This is a genomic window from Sorangium sp. So ce117, from assembly GCF_051524395.1.
Taxonomy (GTDB): domain Bacteria; phylum Myxococcota_A; class Polyangia; order Polyangiales; family Polyangiaceae; genus Sorangium; species Sorangium cellulosum_B.
In genome coordinates, this window is sequence record NZ_CP150309.1 from 3,425,206 (window position 1) to 3,445,181 (window position 19,976).

The following is a 19,976-nucleotide window of genomic DNA, read 5'->3' on the forward strand; positions in this document are numbered from 1 at the left end:
GCGGCGCCCTCGGGAGGGGGTGATCCGTTTTGTTAAGATTCTTTAAGAAGCTGGAGAAATGTGGAGCGATAGGGGGCGAGCGCGGCGCGGATCCTCGCCGACGCGCGCTCGAGGATCTCGGCGCTCTGGAGGTCCTTCGGCTTGATACCGAGCTTCGCGAGGCGGCTGTAAACGTACGGCAACGAGCGATCGATCCGCCGCGACAGCTCGCGCGCGTTCCTCGTCTCCCTGGCCCACGTCAGGAACAGGAGGTCGTAGAGCTTCTCGACCTCTTGTGGGTGTATCTGGGATATCGCCGCAGCGTCGTCGTGGGGGGGCGCGCCTTGCTGGGCCAGGAGGTCGAGCGCGCACGCGGCCCGCCAGTTTTGCTCGACGGTGCGCTCCGGGTCTCGCACGAGGAAGTACCGCTCGACGGCGTTGCGGAGCTCGCGGACGTTGCCCCTGTACACTCCGCAGCTCGCGAGCTCGCCGATGGCGCTCACCTCGCGCGCGGGCAGGAGCGTGCGGTAGCGCTCGCCGAGCTCCACGGCGAGGACCCTCGAGAGGCTGCGCAGGTCCTCTCGGCTGGGCGGCGGCACGACGATGGTGAGCACGCTGAGCCGGAAGAACAGGTCGGCTCGAAACGTCTTGTCGAGACCGGCGGCGACGTCCCGGTTCGTGGCGGCGAGGACGCGGACGTCGACGCTCTTCTCCTCGCTGCCGCCCACGGGCCAGAACGAGCCGTCCGCGAGGAAGCGGAGGAGCTTCGCCTGCGCCTCCGCCGGCAGCTCGCCGATCTCGTCGAGGAACAGGCTGCCTCCGGACGCGAGCTCCACGACGCCGCGCTTCGATACGGTCGCCCCCGTGTACGCGCCGCGCACGTGGCCGAACAGCTCGCTCTCGAACAGCGTTTGCGTGAGGGCCGCGCAGTTGATGGTGATGAGTCGGTGCTTCGAACGCTTGCTGTGCTGATGGATGTCGCGCGCGAGGATGTCTTTCCCCGCTCCGGTCGGCCCGACGATCAGGACCGAGCAGTCTGCGGACGCTGCCTGTTTGGCGAACCCGAGCGCCCTGCGCCGCGCCTCCGAGTGCGCGACGAATCTCCAAGAGCTGGTCATCAATGCCTCTCCTGATTCTTCATGACGGAAACAGTTGTTGTCTCACTCCGCCCGCGAGTACGGGCATTTGGCAACATATCGTTTCCCGAGCGTGCGCCCCCGGCCGCGCGCCGCCGCGCATGCGCCGGCCGAGCCATCTCGACGGCGGGCTCCAGGGGACACGCGACGAGCGCGCGCGGGCGGTGCAAACGAACACCGGAGCAGGAATGCGCGCGCCGTGATGTCCGCGGGGGCGGCTCCGGAAACATGCAGTCGGCCGCCTGAACGGCGCTTGCTAGTCGGGTATCGGTGCGGCCATGCACGAAGGGGTGGAACAGCAAAGGAGAACGGCGGCGATGAGGGGGTTCCGCGTTCCCCTGGGAAGCGCAGCGCGCTGACGGCGACTCCTTCGACGACGGCTGAGCCTGGCGCGCGCCCGACAGCGGCTGAGCCCGTCACCCCTCCATGCCTGATGCCAGCGCTGCTGCGTTCCCCGTAGGCGCATCAGGCCATTCCTTCGTGCCGCACGCCGAAACGACAGGAGCCGCGCGAGCTGCGCCGATCCGCGGGTGCTCATCGCTTCGTTCGCAGTAGATTCTGCCGCCGGAGGCAACCGAGGGATGACCGGAACGTCGGACGAACAGCAGACGAGCGGCCATGTGGACGGCGCTGGCCTGCAGGCGATGGCTGCGCGGCTCGCCGACGCGGCGTGCGAGGGCGTGGCGCCTCGGCTGCCGCGCGCCACCTACCGCGTGCAGCTCAACAAGGACTTTACCTTCGAGCAGGCGCGCCAGGTCGTCGCCTACCTCGACGCCCTCGGCGTCAGCGATCTCTACTCGTCGCCGTTCTTCAAGGCGCGGCCAGAGAGCATGCACGGCTACGATCTCGTCGACCACAACGCGCTCAACCCGGCGATCGGCGAGCGCGCCGACCTCGACCGGCTCACCGGCGAGCTCGCGGCGCGCGGCATGGGCCTCCTGCTCGACTTCGTCCCCAACCACATGGGCGTCGGCACCTCCGACAACGCCTGGTGGAACGACGTCCTCCAGAACGGTCCGAGCTCGCTCTACGCGCCGTTCTTCGACATCGACTGGGCGCCGCTCAAGACGGAGCTCAAGCACAAGGTGCTGCTCCCCGTGCTCGGCGACCACTTCGGGCGCGTGCTCGAGCGCGGCGAGCTCAAGATCGAGTTCGACAGCGGCGCGTTCGTCCTCCGGTACTTCGATCACGTCTTCCCGGTGAACCCGCGGACGTACGGCATGATCATCGGGCCGCTCGTGCCCGCGCTCGTCGCCGCGCTCGGCGAGGAGAACGACGCGCTCCTCGAGCTGCAGAGCATCCTGACCGGGCTCCGCAACATGCCGCCGCGGACCGAGACGCAGCGGGCCAAGGTGATCGAGCGGCGCCGGGAGAAGGAGATCCTCAGGCGGCGGCTCGCGTCGCTCGTCGCGGACTCGCCCGACGTCGCGGCGGCGGTGGCCGAGGGCGTCCTGCGCATCAACGGCAAGGCGGGCGATCCGCGGAGCTTCGACCCGATCGAGGCGCTGCTCGAGGAGCAGGCCTACCGCCTCAGCTTCTGGCGCACCGCCGCCGAGGAGATCAACTACCGCCGGTTCTTCGACATCAACGACCTCGCCGCGATCCGGATGGAGCACCGGCCGGTGTTCGCCGAGGCGCACCGCCTCGTCTTCGAGCTCTGCGAGCGGGGTCAGGTCACGGGGCTGCGCATCGACCACCCCGACGGCCTCTGGGACCCGATCGGCTACTTCGAGGAGCTGCAGCAGGGCTACCTGATCGAGCGCTGCCGGCGCCGCTTCCTCGCCGAGGCCTCGGACGAGCCCGAGCAGAAGAGCCTCCTCGACCCGCGCCGCCGCCCCGAAGCCCGCTTCGCCCGGCTGGAGCCGGCCCTCCGCGCGGCCCTCTCGGAGCGCGGCGCGCTGGACACGCGGCCGCTCTACGTCGTCGTCGAGAAGATCCTCGCGCGCGGCGAGACGCTGCCCGAGGCCTGGCCCGTCCACGGGACGAGCGGCTACGACTTCACCGCGCTCGTGGGCGAGCTCTTCGTCGACGCCTCGAGCGAGGGGCAGATGACCGCGATCTACGAGCGGTTCATCGGCGGCCGCATGGCGTTCGAGGCGCTCGTCTACGCGATGAAGAAGGTGATCCTCCGGACGGCCCTGGCGAGCGAGCTCAACGTGCTCACCCACGCCCTGAACCGCCTCACCGAGCGCGACCGCCGCTTCCGCGACTTCACCCTGGGCTCGCTCAACGAGGCGCTGCGCGAGGTCATCGCGTGCTTCCCGGTCTACCGCACCTACATCAACGACCGGACGCCGGCGATCTCCGATCACGACCGCGTCGCCATCGGCCGCGCCGTCGCCCTCGCGCGCCGGCAGAACCCGACGATGGAGGCCTCCATCTTCACGTTCGTGCGCTCGGTCCTCATGCTCGACGGCACGGATCTCTTCCCCGAGGAGGACCGGCACCTCTTCTGCGACTTCGTGATGAAGTTCCAGCAGCTCACCGGGCCGGTGATGGCCAAGGGGCTCGAGGACACGTCGTTCTACATCTACAACCGGCTCGTGTCGCTGAACGAGGTCGGGGGCGAGCCCGAGCGCTACGGATCGAGCGTCCTCGCGTTTCACCGCGGCAACGTGCAGCGGCACAGGGCGTGGCCGTGCTCGATGCTCGCGACGTCGACGCACGACACGAAGCGGAGCGAGGACGTGCGGGCGCGCATCAGCGTGCTCTCGGAGCTGTCGTCGGCCTGGGAGGAGGCGCTCCACCGCGCCGCCGCCGCCGCCGCGCCGCTCAAGGCCGAGATCGAGGGCCGCCTCGCGCCGGACAGCAACGAGGAGTACCTCTTCTACCAGACCCTCCTCGGCAGCCTGCCGATCGAGCCGCTGCTCGGCGCCGCCGCCGACCCGCGCGCGCCCGAGGGCGACGCGCTCTCGGCGTACGCCGACCGCCTCGTGGACTACATGCGCAAGGCCACGAAGGAGGCGAAGGTCAACACGTCCTGGATCGACGCGCAGCCCGAGTACGACGCCGCCGTCGAGGCGTTCGTCCGAAAGGCGCTCTCGTCCGCGGAGGTCCTGGGCGCGCTCCTGCCGCTCGCGCGCGTTGTCGCGTACCACGGCATGTGGGGCTCGCTCTCGCAGACGCTCCTGAAGCTCACCTCGCCGGGCGTGCCCGACATCTACCAGGGCAACGAGGTGTGGGACTTCAGCCTCGTCGATCCGGACAACCGCCGCCCTGTCGACTACGCCGTGCGCGAGCGGGCGCTCGCGGAGATCAGCGCGCGCTGGCGGTCCCGCGGCGGGGGCCGCGCGCTCGCGCGCGAGCTCTGCGCCGAGGCGCGCGACGGCCGCGTCAAGCTGTTCGTCACGCACGTCGCGCTCGAGCTGCGCCGGCGCCACCCGGCGCTCTTCGGGGCCGACGGGGACTATGTGCCGCGCGTCGTGATCGGCGAGCGCGAGGCCCACGTCGTCTCCTTCGCGCGCCGCGCGCCGGACGGGCGCTCGATCGTCGTCGTCGCGCCCCGGTTCAGCGCGCGGCTGCTCGGCGGCGCCTGCTCCGCGCCGATCGGCGCGGCGTGGGCCGGCACCTCGGTCGAGGTGGAGCCCGGCCTCTACACGGATCTCTTCACCGGCGCCGAGATCGAGGCGTCGCCGTCCGCCGCTCCGCCGCGCGGCTCGGACGCGCCGCCCGAGCCGGGCGAAGGCGCGTCGCTCCCGCTCGACCGCGTGCTCTCCGATTTCCCCGTCGCCCTGCTCCTGCGGGCGGCGCAGCGAGGCCAGTGACATGAAGGCGATGCGCACGATGGGCGCGTGGCTCGAGGGCGGCGCGGTCCGCTTCCGCGTCTGGGCGCCCGACCACGATCGGATCGAGATCGTCACCTACGGGGCCGACGGCCAGGAGGTCACGGGCGCGCTGCCTGCGGCCCCGACCGGCGGCGGCTACTTCGAGGCGACGGCGCCGGGCCTCGGGGCCGGCGCGCTCTACAAGGTGCGGATCGACGGCGAGGGGCCGTTCCCGGACCCGTACTCCCGCGCGCAGCCGCTCGGGGTCCACGGCCCGTCGGCGGTCTTTGACCCCTCGTTCGCGTGGACCGACGCGGGGTGGCGGGGCGTCGCGCTCGAGGATCTCGTCCTCTACGAGGTCCACGTCGGCGCGGCGACCCCGGAGGGCACGTTCGACGCGCTCATCGGGCGGCTCGCCGAGCTCCGGGAGCTCGGCATCACGGCGATCGAGCTCATGCCGGTCGCGAGCTTCCCGGGCGAGCGCGGGTGGGGCTACGACGGGGTCGACCTCTTCGCGCCGCTCGCGGCCTACGGCGGCCCGGCGGGCCTGCGCCGCCTCGTCGACGCGGCCCACGCCGCGGGGGTCGGCGTGATCCTCGACTGCGTCTACAACCACTTCGGCCCCGACGGGAACTACCTCCGCGCCTACGCGGGGCGCTACTTCACCGATCGGCACGAGACGCCCTGGGGCGACGCCGTGAACTACGACGGCGCTGGCGCCGAGCAGGTCCGCGCGCTCGTCCTCGAGAACGTCGAGATGTGGATCCGCGACTTCCACATCGACGGCCTCCGCCTCGACGCGACCCACGCGATCGTCGACGACTCCGATCCCCACATCCTCCGGGAGATCGGCGAGCGCGCGCGGGCGTCCGGCGAGGGGCGGCGCGTCCTCGTGATCGCCGAGGACAGCCACAACGACGCGCGCCTCGTGACGCCCGTCGAGCAGGGCGGGTACGGCCTCGACGCGGTGTGGTCCGACGACTTCCACCACGAGCTGCGCGTCCTGTTCGCCGGGGATCGCGACGGCTACTTCGAGGATCACACGGGCACCGCGGAGGACATCGCGGCGACGATCCGCAAGGGGTGGCTCTACGAGGGGCAGATCTCGAAGCACACGGGCAAGCCGCGGGGCACGCCCGCGGATCCGGTGCCGCCGCCGCGCTTCGTGCACTGCATCCAGAACCACGATCAGATCGGCAACCGCGCCGTCGGCGATCGGCTCGGGGACAAGGTGAGCCCGGCGGCCTTCCGGACGATGTCGGCGCTGCTCCTGCTCACGCCGTACACGCCGCTCTTGTTCATGGGCCAGGAGTGGAACGCGCGGACGCCGTTCCAGTACTTCACCGATCACGAGGCCGAGCTCGGCCGGCTCGTGACCGAGGGCCGCCGGCGCGAGTTCCAGTACTTCGCGGCGTTCGCGGGCGCGGAGGTGCCGGATCCGCAGGATCCGCGGACGTTCCAGCGCTCGAAGCTCGACCACGCCGAGCGGCGGCGGCCCGAGCACGCCGGCGTGCTCGCGTGGTACCGCGAGCTCCTCCGCCTCCGCGCCTCGCACCCCGCGCTGCAGAGCCGCGCGCGCGGCGCCTTCTCGGCCGACGCGCTGACGCCGGACGCGATCTGCATCGAGCGCCGCGGCGGCGGGGCCGCGGTGATCGCGCTCTGCGCGCTCCGGGGCGCGCTCTCGCTCGACCTCGGCCGCCCGGAGGCGCGGGCGCTCGCGTTCAGCGAGGAGCCGCGGTTCGGCGGCGCGGCGCGGCGGCCCCCGATCGAGCGCGGCTGGGTGGAGCTCGAGGGGCCGTCGGTCCTGATCGTCGAGGTGCCCGATACCTCCGGGGCGCGATGCTGAAGCCCGTCACGTTCACGCCCATCGGCGTGGTGCGCACGCCGTTCTCCGACAAGGTGAGCGCGCCGCGGCAGCCCCACGCCGCGGGCAGCGCGGAGGGGACCATCGAGCTCGTGCCGGGCCTCGGGCTGGAGCACGCGCTCTCGGACATCGAGGGGTGGGACTACCTCTGGGTCGTCTTCTGGTTCCACCTCAACGAGGGCTGGCGCCCGAAGGTGCTGCCCCCGCGGAGCGCCGGCAAGCGGCGCGGCGTGCTGTCGACGCGCTCGCCGCACCGCCCGAACCCCATCGGCCTCAGCGCGGTGAGGCTCCTCGCGGTGGACGGGCTCACCCTGCGCGTCGGCGGCGTGGACATGGTCGACGGCACGCCGGTGCTCGATCTCAAGCCCTACGTGCCGTACGCGGACGCCCACCCGCACGCGCGCACCGGCTGGCTCACGCCGCTCGCGGAGGAGCCGGGCGGCGGGGCGCCTGTCGACCCCGAGCCCGGCTTCGAGGTCGCGTGGGGCGCGCGCGCCGCCGAGCAGGCCGCGTGGATCGAGGAGGCGCACGGCTTCGCGCTGCGGGAGCGCGTCGAACGCGTGCTCGCGCTCGGCCCGCAGCCGCACCCCTACCGCCGGATCCGCGCCGACGGGGACGCGATGCGCCTCGCCGTGACGTCGTGGCGGGTGCGGTTCAGGGCCGAGGGGCGGCGGATCGACGTGCTGTCGGTGGCGACAGGCTACCGCGAGAAGGAGCTCGTCGGCGGCGAGGGCCCCGATCTCGAGGCGCACCGGCGGTTCGTGGAGCGGTTCGGCCGCGGCTAGCGGCGCGGTTAGCGGCTGCCGATCGACCAGCGCGCCGCCTGCTCGCGCTCGCCAGGTACGCGCAGATCGCCTGGTATTCCCCGGATCTCGCGTGACGATTCACGCTCGCGCCGCTTGCAGCACGCGCTCGAGGCGGACAAATGCTGGGTGTGATCATCGGGGACATCTGGCCTGGGTTTCGAGCCGGCGCGCTCGACGGAGATGTCTGCTGACGGTGCGGTCGGAGCATTGCTGCGGGCTGGCTGGCCAGGCGGTGCGCCCCCTCCTCTGCGCGCCCTCGCCGGTCCCGAACGCTGCCTCGCCGGAGGACGGCCGCGGCGACAGGGGGCGGGCCGCGGGGGAGCTGCAGCTGAAGGCGGCCCTCCTGGATCGGCTCGGCGAGGCGGCCCTCGCGTGGGAGCTCGGCGGCGCGAGCGCCGTCGTGTACTTCGGCGCCGGGGCCGAGCAGCTCTACGGCTTCCCGGCGCGCGACGCCCTCGGGCGGTCGAGCCACGAGCTCCTGCGCACCGTCCTGCCGGCGCCGCTCGCGCAGATCGAGGCGGCGCTCGCGCGCGACGGCCTCTGGGACGGCGAGATCCGTCGCACGACCCGCGACGGCCGGGAGATCCTCGTCGAGTGCCGCCTGCGGCTCGTGGAAGGGGCGGAGCGCGGGCGGCTCGTCCTGGAGACCGGGCGCGAGAGCACCGCCCAGCGGCGCGCCGAGGCCGAGCTCCAGCTGCGGGAGCGGGAGCAGGGGCTGCGCCGCGCCATCATGGCGACCTCGTTCCCCATCATGATCTACGCCGAGGACGGGCACGTCGTCTGCGTCAACAGCGCGTGGACGAGCGTCAGCGGCTATACCCGCGAGCAGATCCCCACGGTCACGGCGTGGCTCGACAGGGCGTTCGGGGCGAGGAGCGCTGCCATCCACGCCCGTGTGGCGTCGCTGTTCGACATGGATGAGGCCTCGGGCGAGAACGAGCTCACCCTCACCACGGCGAGCGGCGCCGAGCGCACGTGGGTCTTCAGCTCCGCTCGGCTGGGGAGGGACGCGGCGGGCCGGCGGCTCCTTGTCACCATCGCCTACGACATCACCGAGCGGAAGCGGGCCGGCGACGCCTGGGAGGCGACGCTGAGGGAAGCGGACCAGCGCAAAGATGCTTTCCTGGCGATGCTGGCGCACGAGCTGCGCAATCCGCTCGGGCCCATCCGCAATGCGGTGGAGATCCTGCGGAGCACCGGGATCGAGGAGCCGTCGCTCCTGCGGGCGTGCGGCGTGATCGAGCGGCAGGTCGCGCACATGGCCCGGCTGGTGGACGACCTCCTCGACGTGTCCCGCGTGGCGCGCGGGAGGATCCAGCTGAGAGCGGAGCGCTGCGACCTTCCCCGGCTGCTCCGGCAGACCGCGGAGGACTACCGCAGCACGCTGGAGGCGAGCGGCCTGGAGCTCCGGCTGGATCTGCCGATCGAGCCGCTCTGGGTCTCCGGCGATCCCACGCGCCTGTCGCAGGCGGTCAGCAACGTGCTCCACAACGCCAACAAGTTCACCGACGCCGGCGGTCGGGTGACGGTCGCGCTGTCGGCGACGCCGGACGGCTCCGCCGTGATCCGCGTCCGCGATACCGGCATCGGCGTGGAGCCGGCGACGCTGGCGTGCATGTTCGAGTCGTTCAGCCAGGCCGAGCGCAGCCTGGATCGCAACCGGGGTGGGCTCGGGCTGGGGCTGGCGCTCGTGAAGGGTCTTGTCGAGCTCCACGGCGGCGCGGCGTCGGCCGAGAGCGCGGGCGTCGGCCACGGGACGGAGATCGTGCTCCGCCTGCCGCTCGCGCGCGGGCCCGAGGCGTCCCCGGAGCGCGCCGGGCCGCCGCCGGGCCCCGACTCGATGTCGGCAGGCGCCGTGAGGTCGCTGCGCGTCCTGATCATCGAGGACAACGAGGACGCCGCCGAGATGCTGCAGGCGCTCCTCGCGATGAACGGCCATCAGGTCGAGGTGGCCCTGTCGGGGGCCGCGGGGGTCGAAGCGGCCCGCTCGTTCCAGCCGGAGGTCATCCTGTGCGACATCGGCCTCCCCGGCGGGATGGATGGCTGCGGCGTGGCGCGGACCTTGAAGGCCTTGGAGGAGAGCGCGGACATCGCCCCGTCGCTGATGATCGCGCTGACGGGTTATGGCCAGGAGCGGGACCAGCGTCGTGTCCGCGAGGCCGGCTTCGATATACACTTCGTCAAGCCGATCGATCCGGGCTCGCTGCAGAGCCTCCTGGCCTCCGTGGCGACGCGGGCGTGACGGCAACGAGGGCGCGGGCGTGACGGCAACGAGGGCGCGGGCGTGACGGCAACGAGGGCGCGGGGGCGCCGCCGCGCCGGCCCGGCGGCTCGATGTGGCTCGCTCGCACACAGGCGCTGGCTCGACCTTTGAAAAGGCCTCCGCCTCAGCGCGGAGGATCATGGAGCGTCGGGGCACGGGCTGGATCGATCTTCGTGGCGGGCGCAGGGGCCGCGGCGGCGGCGCGCGGCGGCGCGCTCGCGCAGATCGCACGCCTGCGCGCGATCTGCACGGGCCCGCCGGGATCGCGCGGTTGCGCGCGGAGGTGGCCGGCCTCTTCGGAGACGCTGCGCGCGCCGCGCGCATCGAGCGCGACCTCGCGGCGATCCCCGGCGTCGTGTCCGCGCGGGCGAGCGCGCGCACCGGGCGGGTGCTCGTGCGCGTGGGGGAGGACGCGGCCGACGAGGCCGCGCTCGTGCTTGGCGCCCACGCCGTGCCCGGCGCCCCGCCGCCGCCGTCCGCGCGCCGCGCCGTGCGGGCCATGGCCGAGGGCGTGGGCGCGCTCGTGCGCGCGGCGCGCCGCTGCGCGCGCCCCCGCGAGGGCGCGGCGGGCGAGGACGAGCGCCGCGCGTGGCAGGCGCGGGCCTGGGGCAGCCAGGTCGCGCCGGCCGGGCAGGGTGGAGGCGCGCCGACCGGGCAGGGTGGAGGCGCGCCGACCGGGCAGGGTGGAGGCGCGCTGACCGGGCAGGGTGGAGGCGCGCCGACCGGGCAGGGTGGAGGCGCGCGCGCCCGCCGCGTCGACGTGGCGCTCTGCGCCCACGCGGAGGACGCGGGCGAGGTCGCCCGCGCGCTCGGCGTCGATCCGCGCGAGGGGCTCCCCGCCGCCGAGGCCCGCCGCCGCCTCCGCGCGCTCGGCCCGAACGAGCTCGCCGGCGTCGCGACCCGCTCGTCGATCGAGATCCTCGCCGGGCAGATCTTCACGGTGCCCACGGCGATGCTCCTCGGCGCGGCGGGCGTGTCGCTCGCGCTCGGCGACACGATTGACGCAGGCGCCGTCCTCCTCGTCGTCGGCGCGAACGCCGCGATCGGCACGTACACGGAGTCGCGCGCCGAGGAGCTCCTGCACGCGTGGGGCGACCTCCGCGTCGGGTGGGCGCGCGTCGTGCGCGACGGGCGCGAGCAGCGGCTCGCCGCGTCGGAGATCGTGCCCGGCGACGTGCTCGCGCTGCGCGCCGGCGAGCCGGTCGCGGCGGACGCGCGCGTCCTGACCTCGCGCGCCCTCGCCGCCGACGAGAGCACGCTGACCGGCGAGAGCGAGCCCGCCGAGAAGTGCGCCGCGAGGGTCGACGGCGGCGCGCCGCTCGCCGAGCGCCGCGGCATGGTGTACGCGGGCACCACGATCGCCTCGGGCGAGGGGGCGGCGGTGGTCGTCGCGACCGGCCGGTGGACCGCGCTCGGGGACATCCAGCGCGCGCTCTCCCGCGAGTCCGAGCGCACCCCGCCGCTCGAGCAGGAGCTCGCCTGGATCGGCCGGCGCCTCGCGACCTTCGCGCTCGCGAGCTCGTCGGCGGTGATGGTCGTCGGCCTCGCGCGCCGGAGGCCGCTCCGCGCGCTCTTGCGGAGCGCCGTCGCGCTCGGCGTCGCCGCCATCCCCGAGGGGTTCCCCACCGTGGGCACCACGGCGCTCGCGCTCGCGAGCCGCCGCCTGCGCGGCTCCGGCATCGTGATCCGCCGCCTCGCCGCGGCCGAGACGCTCGGCGCCGTGAGCGTCGTCTGCGCCGACAAGACCGGCACGCTCACCGAGAACCGGATGCAGGTGGCCGAGATCTTCCTCCCCGGCGAGGGCGCCCTGCGGGTGGAGCGCGCCGCGCGCCGGGGCGGCGGCGCGGGGCCTGGGCGCGCGATCGCGCTGATCGGCGAGGACGGGCGCGAGGTCGACGCCGCCGCCCCGCGCGTGCACGCGCTCGCGCGCATCGCCGCCCTCAACGCCGACGTCGAGCTGAGCGAGGCGGGCAAGGTCGTCCAGGGCAGCGGCACCGAGCGCGCCCTCGTGGAGTTCGCGCTCGCCGCCGGCTACCCCGTGTCGGCGCGGCGCCTCGCGGCGCGGCGCGTGAGCGAGGCGCGGCGCTCGGCCGAGCGGGCGTTCATGGTGACGGTCCACGACCACCCGGAGCTCGGGCACATCGAGCTCGTGAAGGGCGCCCCCGAGCAGGTCGTCGCGCGCTGCGACGCGCCGCCCCGGCGCGAGGGGGCCGGCGACGAGCGCGGCGAGGTGCTCCGGCACAACGACGCGATGGCCTCGCGGGGGCTGCGCGTGCTCGCGCTCGCGTGGCGGCAGAACGGCCGGCCGGACAACGACGCTCCGCTCGAGTTCGCCGGCCTCGTCGGCCTCCGCGACCCGCCGCGCCCCGGCGTGCGGGAGGCGCTCGAGGCCCTCTCCGGCGCCGGCATCCGCACCCTGATGCTCACGGGCGACCAGGAGCGGACCGCGCGCGCGATCGGCGTCGAGCTCGGCATCCCGCCGGACGCCGTGCACAGCCGGGTCACCCCGGAGGCCAAGCTCGACATCGTGAGGGCGCTCCAGCAGGGCGGCGCGATCGTGGCGATGACGGGCGACGGCGTGAACGACGGGCCCGCGCTCAAGGCGGCCGACGTCGGCGTGGCCATGGGCAAGCGCGGCACGGATATCGCGCGGGCCGTGGCCGACGTGGTGCTCGCCGAGGACGATCTGCCGAGCCTCACCGAGGCGGTCCGCGAGGGGCGGCGGCTGCACGACAACGTCCGCCGGGCGATCGCCTACTTCGTCGCGACGAACGCGAGCGAGGTCCTCACGATGCTCGTCGGCGCCCTCTGCGGCGCCTCGCCGCTCACGCCGCTGCAGTTGCTCTGGATCAACCTGCTCACCGACGTGGCGCCGGCGCTCGCGCTCGCGCTCGAGCCGGCCGAGGCCGGCGTCATGCGGCGCCCCCCGCGCGACCCTGCGGCGCGGCTGCTCGGCGCGGCCGATCTCCGCGCGCTGGGCGTTGACGCGGCCGCGATGTCCGGCGCGTCGCTGTCGGCGTACGCGCTCGGCGGCCGGGCCACCGCGGGGACGAGGGCGTTCACGGCGCTGGTGACCGCGCAGCTGCTCCACATCCTGGCCTGCCGCGCCGGCGCCGGGGAGGGCGCAGCGGCGGCCGCGCTCCGCCGGGACAGCCCGCACGTGGCCCGCGCGCTCGCCGCCACGTCCGCGCTCCAGGCGCTCGCGCTCGGCTCCGGGTCCCTGGGCCGCCTGCTGGGGGCGCAGCGCCTCCGCGCCGGCGAGATCGCGCTCGCCGTGGCCGTGGGCGCGCTGCCCGCGCTGCTCCGCGGTCCTCTGGGGCGCTCCGCGAGCGCTGGCCGCGAGATCGTGATCGTCAATGGCAGGCGCGCGGAAGCGGAATCGGAATCGGAATCGGAATCGGAAGCGGCGTCGGAGTCGGAAGTGGAATCGGAGTCGGCGTCGGGCTCGGCGTCAGAAGCGGAATCGGACGTGTCAGCCGAAGCGGAAGCAGCAGACGCGAGAGCGGAAGCGGAAACGGACCAGGGCGCAGGCGAGGATGCGGGGGCGGCCGCGAGACGCAAGCAAGGCGTGCGCGCCGCGCGCGTCGCCGGGCTGCGCAAGGGAGACATGGCATCATGAAGTTCCATCCACCGTCGTTCGCCCTGGGGGTCGGCACGGCCGTCCTCCTGATGGGCAAGAAGCAGCACCTCCGGCCGGTGGTCGTCGAGATCGCGGCGCTCGGGCTCCACCTGGGCAGGCTGGGCCTTGGCTTGCTCGAGCGCCAGCGGGAGCACGTCGAGGATCTCTTCGCCGAGGTCGCCGAGCGGGTGCGCCAGAAGGCCGCGGGCGGGGCGCGCGGCGAGCGGGCAGCGCGCAAGAGCAACGGCGCCTCGGAGCTCCACGGCGAGCCGTCGTCATGATGTCGCCGGCGGTCCTCGTCGTCCACGCCCTGGAGCGGCGCGTCCGCCTGCGCGCGCCGGCGCTGGCCGGCCATCGTCGGGTGTGCGAGCGGATCGCGGAGCAGCTCGCGGCCGATTCGGCCTGCGAGGTCGTCTCGATCCGTCCGATGACGGGCTCGGTGATCGTCGAGCGCTCCGAGGGCGGGCTCGATCCGGAGCGGCTCCGCGCCCGGCTCGCCGGGCTGGTCGACGGGGCGCGCGAGGACGACGGCCACCCGCTCGGCGCGCCGCGGCCCGAGGGGCACCCTGGTCCGACGCGCGTCGCCCGCGCGGTCGCGCACGCCTTTGCCGGGATCAACGCCGATGTGCGCGAGGCGATGGATTACCGCGCGGATCTCGGCACCATCTTGCCGGTCGTCTTCGCGGCGGCGGGGCTCGCCGAGGTCGGGGCCACGCGCAGGCTGCCTGTGCCGGCCTGGTTCAACCTGCTCTGGTGGTCGCTCCGGTGGTTCATGACGTTCAACCCCGGGGCGATCTCGGAGGAGCTGAACAGCGGCGGCGGGGCGCAGGGCCAGCCGGGCGTCGCGGGCGAGGGGCCCGGTGAGGCGGGCCCCGTCTGCGACGATCTTTAGAGCGGCGGGCACCCGCTTCGGATACGGGCCCACCTCGGCGTTTTCGGTGCTCAGCGCACGGGAGTGCGCTTGCGCGCCGAAAACGCCGATCTGGGCCCGTCTCCTGTGCGGGTGACCGCCGCTCTGCACATGGCAGAGGTGGGCGGAAAGCGCTGGAGAGAGGCATGTCCGCTCTGCAGACGCACCGCCGGTCGGGGCGCTCCGGGCGCGGCCGAAGGCGGGCCCATCGGCTGGCGCGTGGGGGCAGCGCTCGGCGGGAGATGCTACCGCGCGCTCGCGGGGAGGGCAGGAGAGCGTGAGACGAGGGCATTCCGCCGGCGGGGCCGGGATTCTCGGCGTTCAGCTCGCCTCGGACATCGCCTTGCGATCGCGGCGTGAGCGTGTCGGCGCGCTTTCGAGCCCGTGGCGCCGCCTGTCGACCCCGACGTAAAGCGGCGATGTATCACAATGGCTCGGGAATAGATTGAACCTTGGTGGCCGGGCGCGTACCTTCCTGGTCCGGATCGTAAGCCCCGGAAGCAGAGGGGAACACGTTGATGGCGCGACTGCAATTCCCGGTGTGGCTAGGCTTGACTGTTGCATCGCTCGCCGTGTCTCCGGGCTGTAGCTGCGGCAGTCCCGACGTGTCCGTGGCTGGGGCCGGGTCGGGGGGTGAGGGTCTCGGGGGGGCTGGCGGGGCCGGTGCAGGCGATCCTGTGGCTTCGGCGGGCGGGGGTGGGGCAGGTGGGCGTCCCGAGGTGGGGGATCGGGGCATCGCCGCGGGCGAGATGGTCAGCGCGGGGAAGGTCGTGAGGAGCCCGAGCTATCGCATGGTCTTCACGCTCGGTCAGCCGACGCAGAATCAGGGAAAGACGACCTCACCGAGTTACCGCGTGCAGGGCGGTCTGGTCGGGGCGAACGGGAGCGTGCCATGAACGGGATGGGACGGCGTGTCCTCGCGATGGGTGTTTTTCTCGCCGCCTCCGTCGGCCTCGTGCGCGGCGCCGCCGCCGCCGTGCCGATGCAGATCTCGCATCAGGGGCGGCTCTTCACAGCCAACGGCGAGCCGGTCAATGACGTCCTCTCGGTGACGTTCGCCATCTACGCCGCCGAGGACGACGACGAGCCGCTCTGGAGCGAGGAGATCGCGCTCTCGTTCGACGAAGGCTTTTTCTCCACCGTGCTCGACTTCACCGAGGAGCAATCCGCGAAGGTCTTTGACGGCTCGGTTCGCTACATCGGAATCACGGTCGGGGACGATCAGGAGATGGAGCCCCGCGCTTCGATCGGGAGCGTCCCGTACGCGATGGTCGCGAACAACGCTGTTGGTGAGATCACGCCGAAGCTGGTGAAGATCGGCGGCAGGGTCGTCATCGACGAGAGCGGCAACTGGGTGGGCAACTCGAGCGGAATCGCGGGTCCCATGGGACCGACGGGTCCGACAGGGCCCCAGGGGCCGAAGGGGCCGGAGGGACCGACAGGGCCCCAGGGGCCGAAGGGGCCAGAGGGGCCCGTGGGCGCGACAGGGCCCGAAGGGCCGGCGGGGCCGGCTGGCCTGCCCGGCGAGAGGGGACCGATGGGGCCCGAGGGGCCAATGGGGCCCCAGGGCCCGATGGGGCCCGAGGGCCCGATGGGGCCCGAGGGCCCGATGGGACCCGAGGGCCCGACGGGACCCGAGGGCCCGATGGGACCCGAGGGCCCGACGGGGCCCGAGGGACCGACCGGGCCAGTGGGCGCAACAGGGCCTCAGGGGCCGACGGGTGTGGTCGCGACGATCGCGATTGCGGGCAACGTTGCTCCCCTTTTTGATGGTGGCAGCGCCGCGTATGTCTTCGTCGGCCCCCCGGGGTCGGTGACCATCACCGGCAGCCAGCGCGTGACCGGATCGGCCTCTGCGCCGCTCGGGCTGCGGCAGTCCAGCGCTGCGTTCGTCGCCCCGCTCGGCCTCTGTTACCAGCGGCGCGGCACCGGCGAGCTCGTCAACTTCTTCGGAGGTACCTTCGCGAGCCACTACTTCACGCCGACCCGCACGACCTACTCGGTCTCTGCCACGACGGTGCTGCCAGAGGGCGAATGGAATGTCGGCATGTGCCTCCGCAACGAGGGGACAAGCCCGATCCAGGGATCGACCTCGTCGACCGGCAACGGCATGGTGAACGGCTGGTTCATCGTCACGAACGACTGAGGGCGAGCCCGCCGTCTGGGTTCGTGCACCCACCTCTGCTCTGATGAAGTCGGCAGGCCCCGTGCGGGGGCATCCGTCGCGGGGCGCGACGAGGGCCGGTGTTGGTTCTGCTCTCAGGAGGGCAGCCGGCCCCCTGGGGGGTGTCCGTCGCGGGGCCGGGCGGCTCGGTACAACCTCCCGAGCCACCCGGAGCCGCTCTTCGCCGCGCTAGCGCTTCAGGTCACCGGAGCGCCACCGGGCTCCGCGCGAGGTACTCGTCGTAGGACAGGGTCCGCAGATCCTCGATCCGCTTCGCGCGCATGGCCCCGATGACCGCCCGCGCCAGCTGGAGGTCCGTGAGGAGCGGGATGTTCGCGTCGACCGCGCGCCGCCGGATCAGGTAGCCGTCCGGACGGCCGAGCTGGTCGTACTCGCGGGGGATGTTGATCACGAGATCCACCTTCCCCTGCTCGATGGCGCTCATCGCCGTCTCCCCCTCGTCGGGCTGCTTCGCGAGGCTCGTGCACTCGAGCCCGAGCGCCCGGAGCGCCTCGGCCGTGCCCGGCGTCGCGAAGATGGGGAGCTTCAGGTGCTCGGCGATGACGCGGGCCTCGTCGGCGAACCAGTACTTGTCCTCGAGCGGCCCGAGCGACAGCAGCACACCCTTCTTGGGGAACCTGAAGCCGGTCGCGAGCAGCGAGTGCAGGAGCGCCTCGTGCATGTCGTCGCCGAAGCAGCCGACCTCGCCGGTGCTCGCCATCTCGACGCCGAGCATCGGATCGGCCCCCACGAGGCGCGAGAACGAGAACATCGGCGCCTTCACCCCGACGTAATCGAGGTCGAGCCCGCGGTTCTCGACCGGCTGCGACACGCCGAGCATCCTGCGCATCGCCTCCCGGACGAAGTTGTTCCCCGTGACCTTCGACACGAAGGGGAAGCTCCGCGACGCGCGCAGGTTGCACTCGATCACCTTGACCGTGTTGTGCTTGGCCAAGAACTGCATGTTGAACGGCCCGGTGATCGAGAGCGACCGCGCCACCTGCTGGGCGATCTGCTTGATCCTGCGGATCGTCGCGATGTAGAGCGACTGCGGGGGCAGGACGAGCGTCGCGTCGCCGCTGTGGACGCCGGCGTTCTCGATGTGCTCGCTGATCGCCCAGAGGATGATCTCCCCGCGATCGGCGACCGCGTCGATCTCCACCTCGCGGGCGTGGGTCTCGAACTTGGACACGACAACGGGGTAGGTGGGGGAGACGGCCTTGGCCCGGGCGAGGATGCGATCGAGCTCGTTGGGCTCGTGCGCCACGCTCATGGCCGCGCCGCTCAGCACGTAGCTCGGCCGCACGAGGACGGGGAAGCCGCCGAGCTTGTTCACGATCTCGCCCGCCTGGCCCGCCTCGACGACGTGCGCCCAGCGCGGCTGGTCGATCTCCAGCCGGTCGAGCAGATCGCTGAACTTCTTCCGGTCCTCGGCGGTGTCGATGCTCCCCGGGCTCGTGCCGAGGATGCGCGCCCCCGCCTCGTGCAGCCGGAGCGCCAGGTTGTTCGGGACCTGCCCGCCCATGCTGACCACGATGCCGTAGGGCTGCTCCCGCTCGTAGATGTCGAGCACCGTCTCGAAGCTGATCTCGTCGAAGACCAGCTTGTCGCACGTGTCGTAGTCGGTGCTGACCGTCTCCGGGTTGTAGTTCAGCATCATGGTCTCGTAGCCGAGCTCCGAGGCCGCGCGGATCGCGTTGACGCAGCACCAGTCGAACTCGACGCTCGATCCGATGCGGTAGGCGCCGGAGCCGAGCACCATGATCTTCTTCCGCCAGGACGGCGCGACGTCCGTGGCCGACGCGTGGTAGCTCGAATAGAGGTAGTTCGTCTCGGCGGGGAACTCGGCCGCGAGCGTGTCGATCTGCGCGAGGTGCGGCACGACGCCGTGCCGCTTCCTGGCCTCCCGGATCGAGCCCCGCGGCGCGCCGGTCAGCGTGCCGATCATCCGGTCGCTGAAGCCGAGCTGCTTCGCCTCCCGGAGGGTCGCCTCCTCGAGCGCCGGCTCCTGCGCGGCCTTGTCGGCCTGCGCCGGGACGGCGACCTTGAGCGTCTTCAGGTCCCGGTGCATCCGGACGACCGGCTCGATCTGGTTCAAGAACCACCGGTCGATCTTGGTGAGGTTGTGGATCTCGTCGACCGACATCCCCTCCTGGAGCGCGCGGGCCACGGCGAAGATCCGGAGCGGCGTCGCGTTCTGCAGCTCGTCGCGGAGGTCCTTGAAGGTGAACGCGTCGGGGTCGAGCCCCTTCACCCCGATGTCGAGCATGCGGAGCGCCTTCTGGATGACCTCGGGGAACGTCCTGCCGATGGCCATGACCTCGCCGACGCTCTTCATCTCGCTGCCGATCCGCATCGACGCGCCGCGGAACTTGCCGAGATCCCAGCGCGGGACCTTGCAGACGAGGTAGTCGAGCGCCGGCTCGAAGAACGCGGTCGTCCTGCGGGTGATCGCGTTGGCGATCTCCGGCATGGTGTAGCCGACGGCGATCTTCGCGGCGACGTAGGCGAGCGGGTAGCCCGTCGCCTTGCTGGCGAGGGCGCTCGACCGGGAGAGGCGCGCGTTCACCTCGATGACCCGGTAATCGGCGCTGTGCGGGTCGAGCGCGTACTGGATGTTGCACTCGCCCACGATGCCGAGGTGGCGGATCGTCTTCAGCGCGACCGAGCGGAGGAGCTGGTACTCCTCGTCGTTCAGCGTCTGCGACGGGGCGACGACGATCGACTCCCCGGTATGGATCCCCATCGGGTCGAGGTTCTCCATGTTGCAGACGGTGATGCAGTTGTCGCGCCCGTCGCGGACGACCTCGTACTCGATCTCCTTCCAGCCGCGGAGGCACTCCTCGACGAGCACCTGGGGCACGCCGCCGGCGAAGCCGCGGCGCACGGCGTCCTCGAGGTCGCGCTCGCTCTCGACGATGCCGCTGCCCTTGCCGCCGAGCGCGTAGCCGCCGCGGAGCATCACGGGGAACCCGATCTCGCGCGCCGCCACCATGGCCTCAGCCGCCGAGCGGCAGGCGCGGCTGCGGGCGGTCTTCACGCCGATCTCGTCGAGGCGCTCGATGAAGAGCCGCCGGTCCTCGGTGTCGCGGATCGCCTTGATCGGCGTGCCGAGCACCCGCACGCCGTACTTGTCGAGGATGCCCGAGTCGTGGAGCTCGAGCCCGCAGTTGAGCGCCGTCTGCCCGCCGAAGGAGAGGGCGATCGCGTCGACCTCCTCCTTCACGATGATCCGCTCGACGAACTCCGGGGTGACCGCGCAGAGGTGGATGCGGTCGGCGAGCCCCTCGCTCGTCTGGATGGTGGCGATGTTGGGGTTCACGAGGACAGTGGCGATCCCCTCTTCCTTGAGGGCCTTGATCGCCTGCGACCCCGAGTAGTCGAACTCGCCGGCCTGACCGATCTGGAGCGCGCCGGAGCCGAGCACGAGGACGCGCCGGGGTTTCTTGGGGAGATACGCGCCGTACATGG

At 72.7% G+C, this 19,976-nt stretch carries 11 protein-coding genes; 9 read left to right on the top strand and 2 right to left on the bottom strand.

Translation table 11 applies throughout. The features are described 5' to 3' along the window. Positions 1-32 precede the first annotated feature (32 nt). On the bottom strand, positions 33-1,097 hold the full coding sequence (locus tag WMF46_RS12955; protein WP_437985901.1) for a sigma 54-interacting transcriptional regulator: 1,065 nt from the start codon (positions 1,095-1,097) through the stop codon (positions 33-35). Positions 1,098-1,696: 599 nt separating this feature from the next. On the opposite strand from WMF46_RS12955, the gene treY reads away from it, so the two are divergent. The 9 genes from treY (at position 1,697) to WMF46_RS13000 (ending at position 16,487) form a co-directional block, all read left to right on the top strand. After that, on the top strand, positions 1,697-4,879 hold the full coding sequence (gene treY / locus WMF46_RS12960; protein WP_437985902.1) for a malto-oligosyltrehalose synthase: 3,183 nt from the start codon (positions 1,697-1,699) through the stop codon (positions 4,877-4,879). A gap of 1 nt (position 4,880) precedes the next feature. Further along, on the top strand, positions 4,881-6,725 hold the full coding sequence (gene treZ, locus WMF46_RS12965; RefSeq protein ID WP_437985903.1) for a malto-oligosyltrehalose trehalohydrolase: 1,845 nt from the start codon (positions 4,881-4,883) through the stop codon (positions 6,723-6,725). Next, the gene (tsaA, locus tag WMF46_RS12970) at positions 6,719-7,528 is read left to right on the top strand and encodes a tRNA (N6-threonylcarbamoyladenosine(37)-N6)-methyltransferase TrmO (RefSeq protein WP_437985904.1); all 810 of its coding nucleotides are present in this window, start codon (positions 6,719-6,721) and stop codon (positions 7,526-7,528) included. Before treZ ends, tsaA begins: the two co-directional genes overlap by 7 nt. A 214-nt stretch (positions 7,529-7,742) precedes the next feature. Continuing rightward, a complete protein-coding gene (locus WMF46_RS12975) occupies positions 7,743-9,791 on the top strand; it encodes a hybrid sensor histidine kinase/response regulator (protein ID WP_437985905.1) in 2,049 nt (682 codons plus the stop codon). Between the two features lie 160 nt (positions 9,792-9,951). Next, positions 9,952-13,431, top strand: coding sequence for an HAD-IC family P-type ATPase (locus WMF46_RS12980; protein ID WP_437985906.1), 3,480 nt, complete (start codon positions 9,952-9,954; stop codon positions 13,429-13,431). Further along, positions 13,428-13,712, top strand: coding sequence for a hypothetical protein (locus WMF46_RS12985; RefSeq protein ID WP_437745864.1), 285 nt, complete (start codon positions 13,428-13,430; stop codon positions 13,710-13,712). The genes WMF46_RS12980 and WMF46_RS12985 overlap by 4 nt, the downstream gene beginning before the upstream one ends. After that, positions 13,709-14,323 (top strand): HMA2 domain-containing protein, encoded by a 615-nt coding sequence (locus WMF46_RS12990; protein ID WP_437985907.1) that lies wholly within the window; start codon positions 13,709-13,711, stop codon positions 14,321-14,323. The genes WMF46_RS12985 and WMF46_RS12990 overlap by 4 nt, the downstream gene beginning before the upstream one ends. Before the next feature lie 737 nt (positions 14,324-15,060). Then, positions 15,061-15,237 (top strand): hypothetical protein, encoded by a 177-nt coding sequence (locus WMF46_RS12995; protein ID WP_437299446.1) that lies wholly within the window; start codon positions 15,061-15,063, stop codon positions 15,235-15,237. Positions 15,238-15,263: 26 nt separating this feature from the next. Then, complete coding sequence (locus WMF46_RS13000; protein WP_437985908.1) at positions 15,264-16,487, top strand: collagen-like protein; 1,224 nt, start codon at positions 15,264-15,266, stop codon at positions 16,485-16,487. A 220-nt stretch (positions 16,488-16,707) separates the two neighbouring features. Here WMF46_RS13000 and carB read toward each other — a convergent pair whose 3' ends face one another. Then, complete coding sequence (gene carB, locus WMF46_RS13005) at positions 16,708-19,974, bottom strand: carbamoyl-phosphate synthase (glutamine-hydrolyzing) large subunit (RefSeq protein WP_437985909.1); 3,267 nt, start codon at positions 19,972-19,974, stop codon at positions 16,708-16,710. Between the last annotated feature and the right edge of the window lie 2 nt (positions 19,975-19,976).

Excerpts from the sequence above, each read along its gene's own strand:
- WMF46_RS12955 (WP_437985901.1), bottom strand. The coding sequence starts at position 1,097 with ATGACCAGCTCTTGGAGATTCGTCGCGCACTCGGAGGCGCGGCGCAGG.
- treY (WP_437985902.1), top strand. The coding sequence starts at position 1,697 with ATGACCGGAACGTCGGACGAACAGCAGACGAGCGGCCATGTGGACGGC.
- treZ (WP_437985903.1), top strand. The coding sequence starts at position 4,881 with ATGAAGGCGATGCGCACGATGGGCGCGTGGCTCGAGGGCGGCGCGGTC.
- tsaA (WP_437985904.1), top strand. The coding sequence starts at position 6,719 with ATGCTGAAGCCCGTCACGTTCACGCCCATCGGCGTGGTGCGCACGCCG.
- WMF46_RS12980 (WP_437985906.1), top strand. The coding sequence starts at position 9,952 with ATGGAGCGTCGGGGCACGGGCTGGATCGATCTTCGTGGCGGGCGCAGG.
- WMF46_RS12985 (WP_437745864.1), top strand. The coding sequence starts at position 13,428 with ATGAAGTTCCATCCACCGTCGTTCGCCCTGGGGGTCGGCACGGCCGTC.
- WMF46_RS12990 (WP_437985907.1), top strand. The coding sequence starts at position 13,709 with ATGATGTCGCCGGCGGTCCTCGTCGTCCACGCCCTGGAGCGGCGCGTC.
- WMF46_RS13000 (WP_437985908.1), top strand. The coding sequence starts at position 15,264 with ATGGGTGTTTTTCTCGCCGCCTCCGTCGGCCTCGTGCGCGGCGCCGCC.
- carB (WP_437985909.1), bottom strand. The coding sequence starts at position 19,974 with ATGTACGGCGCGTATCTCCCCAAGAAACCCCGGCGCGTCCTCGTGCTC.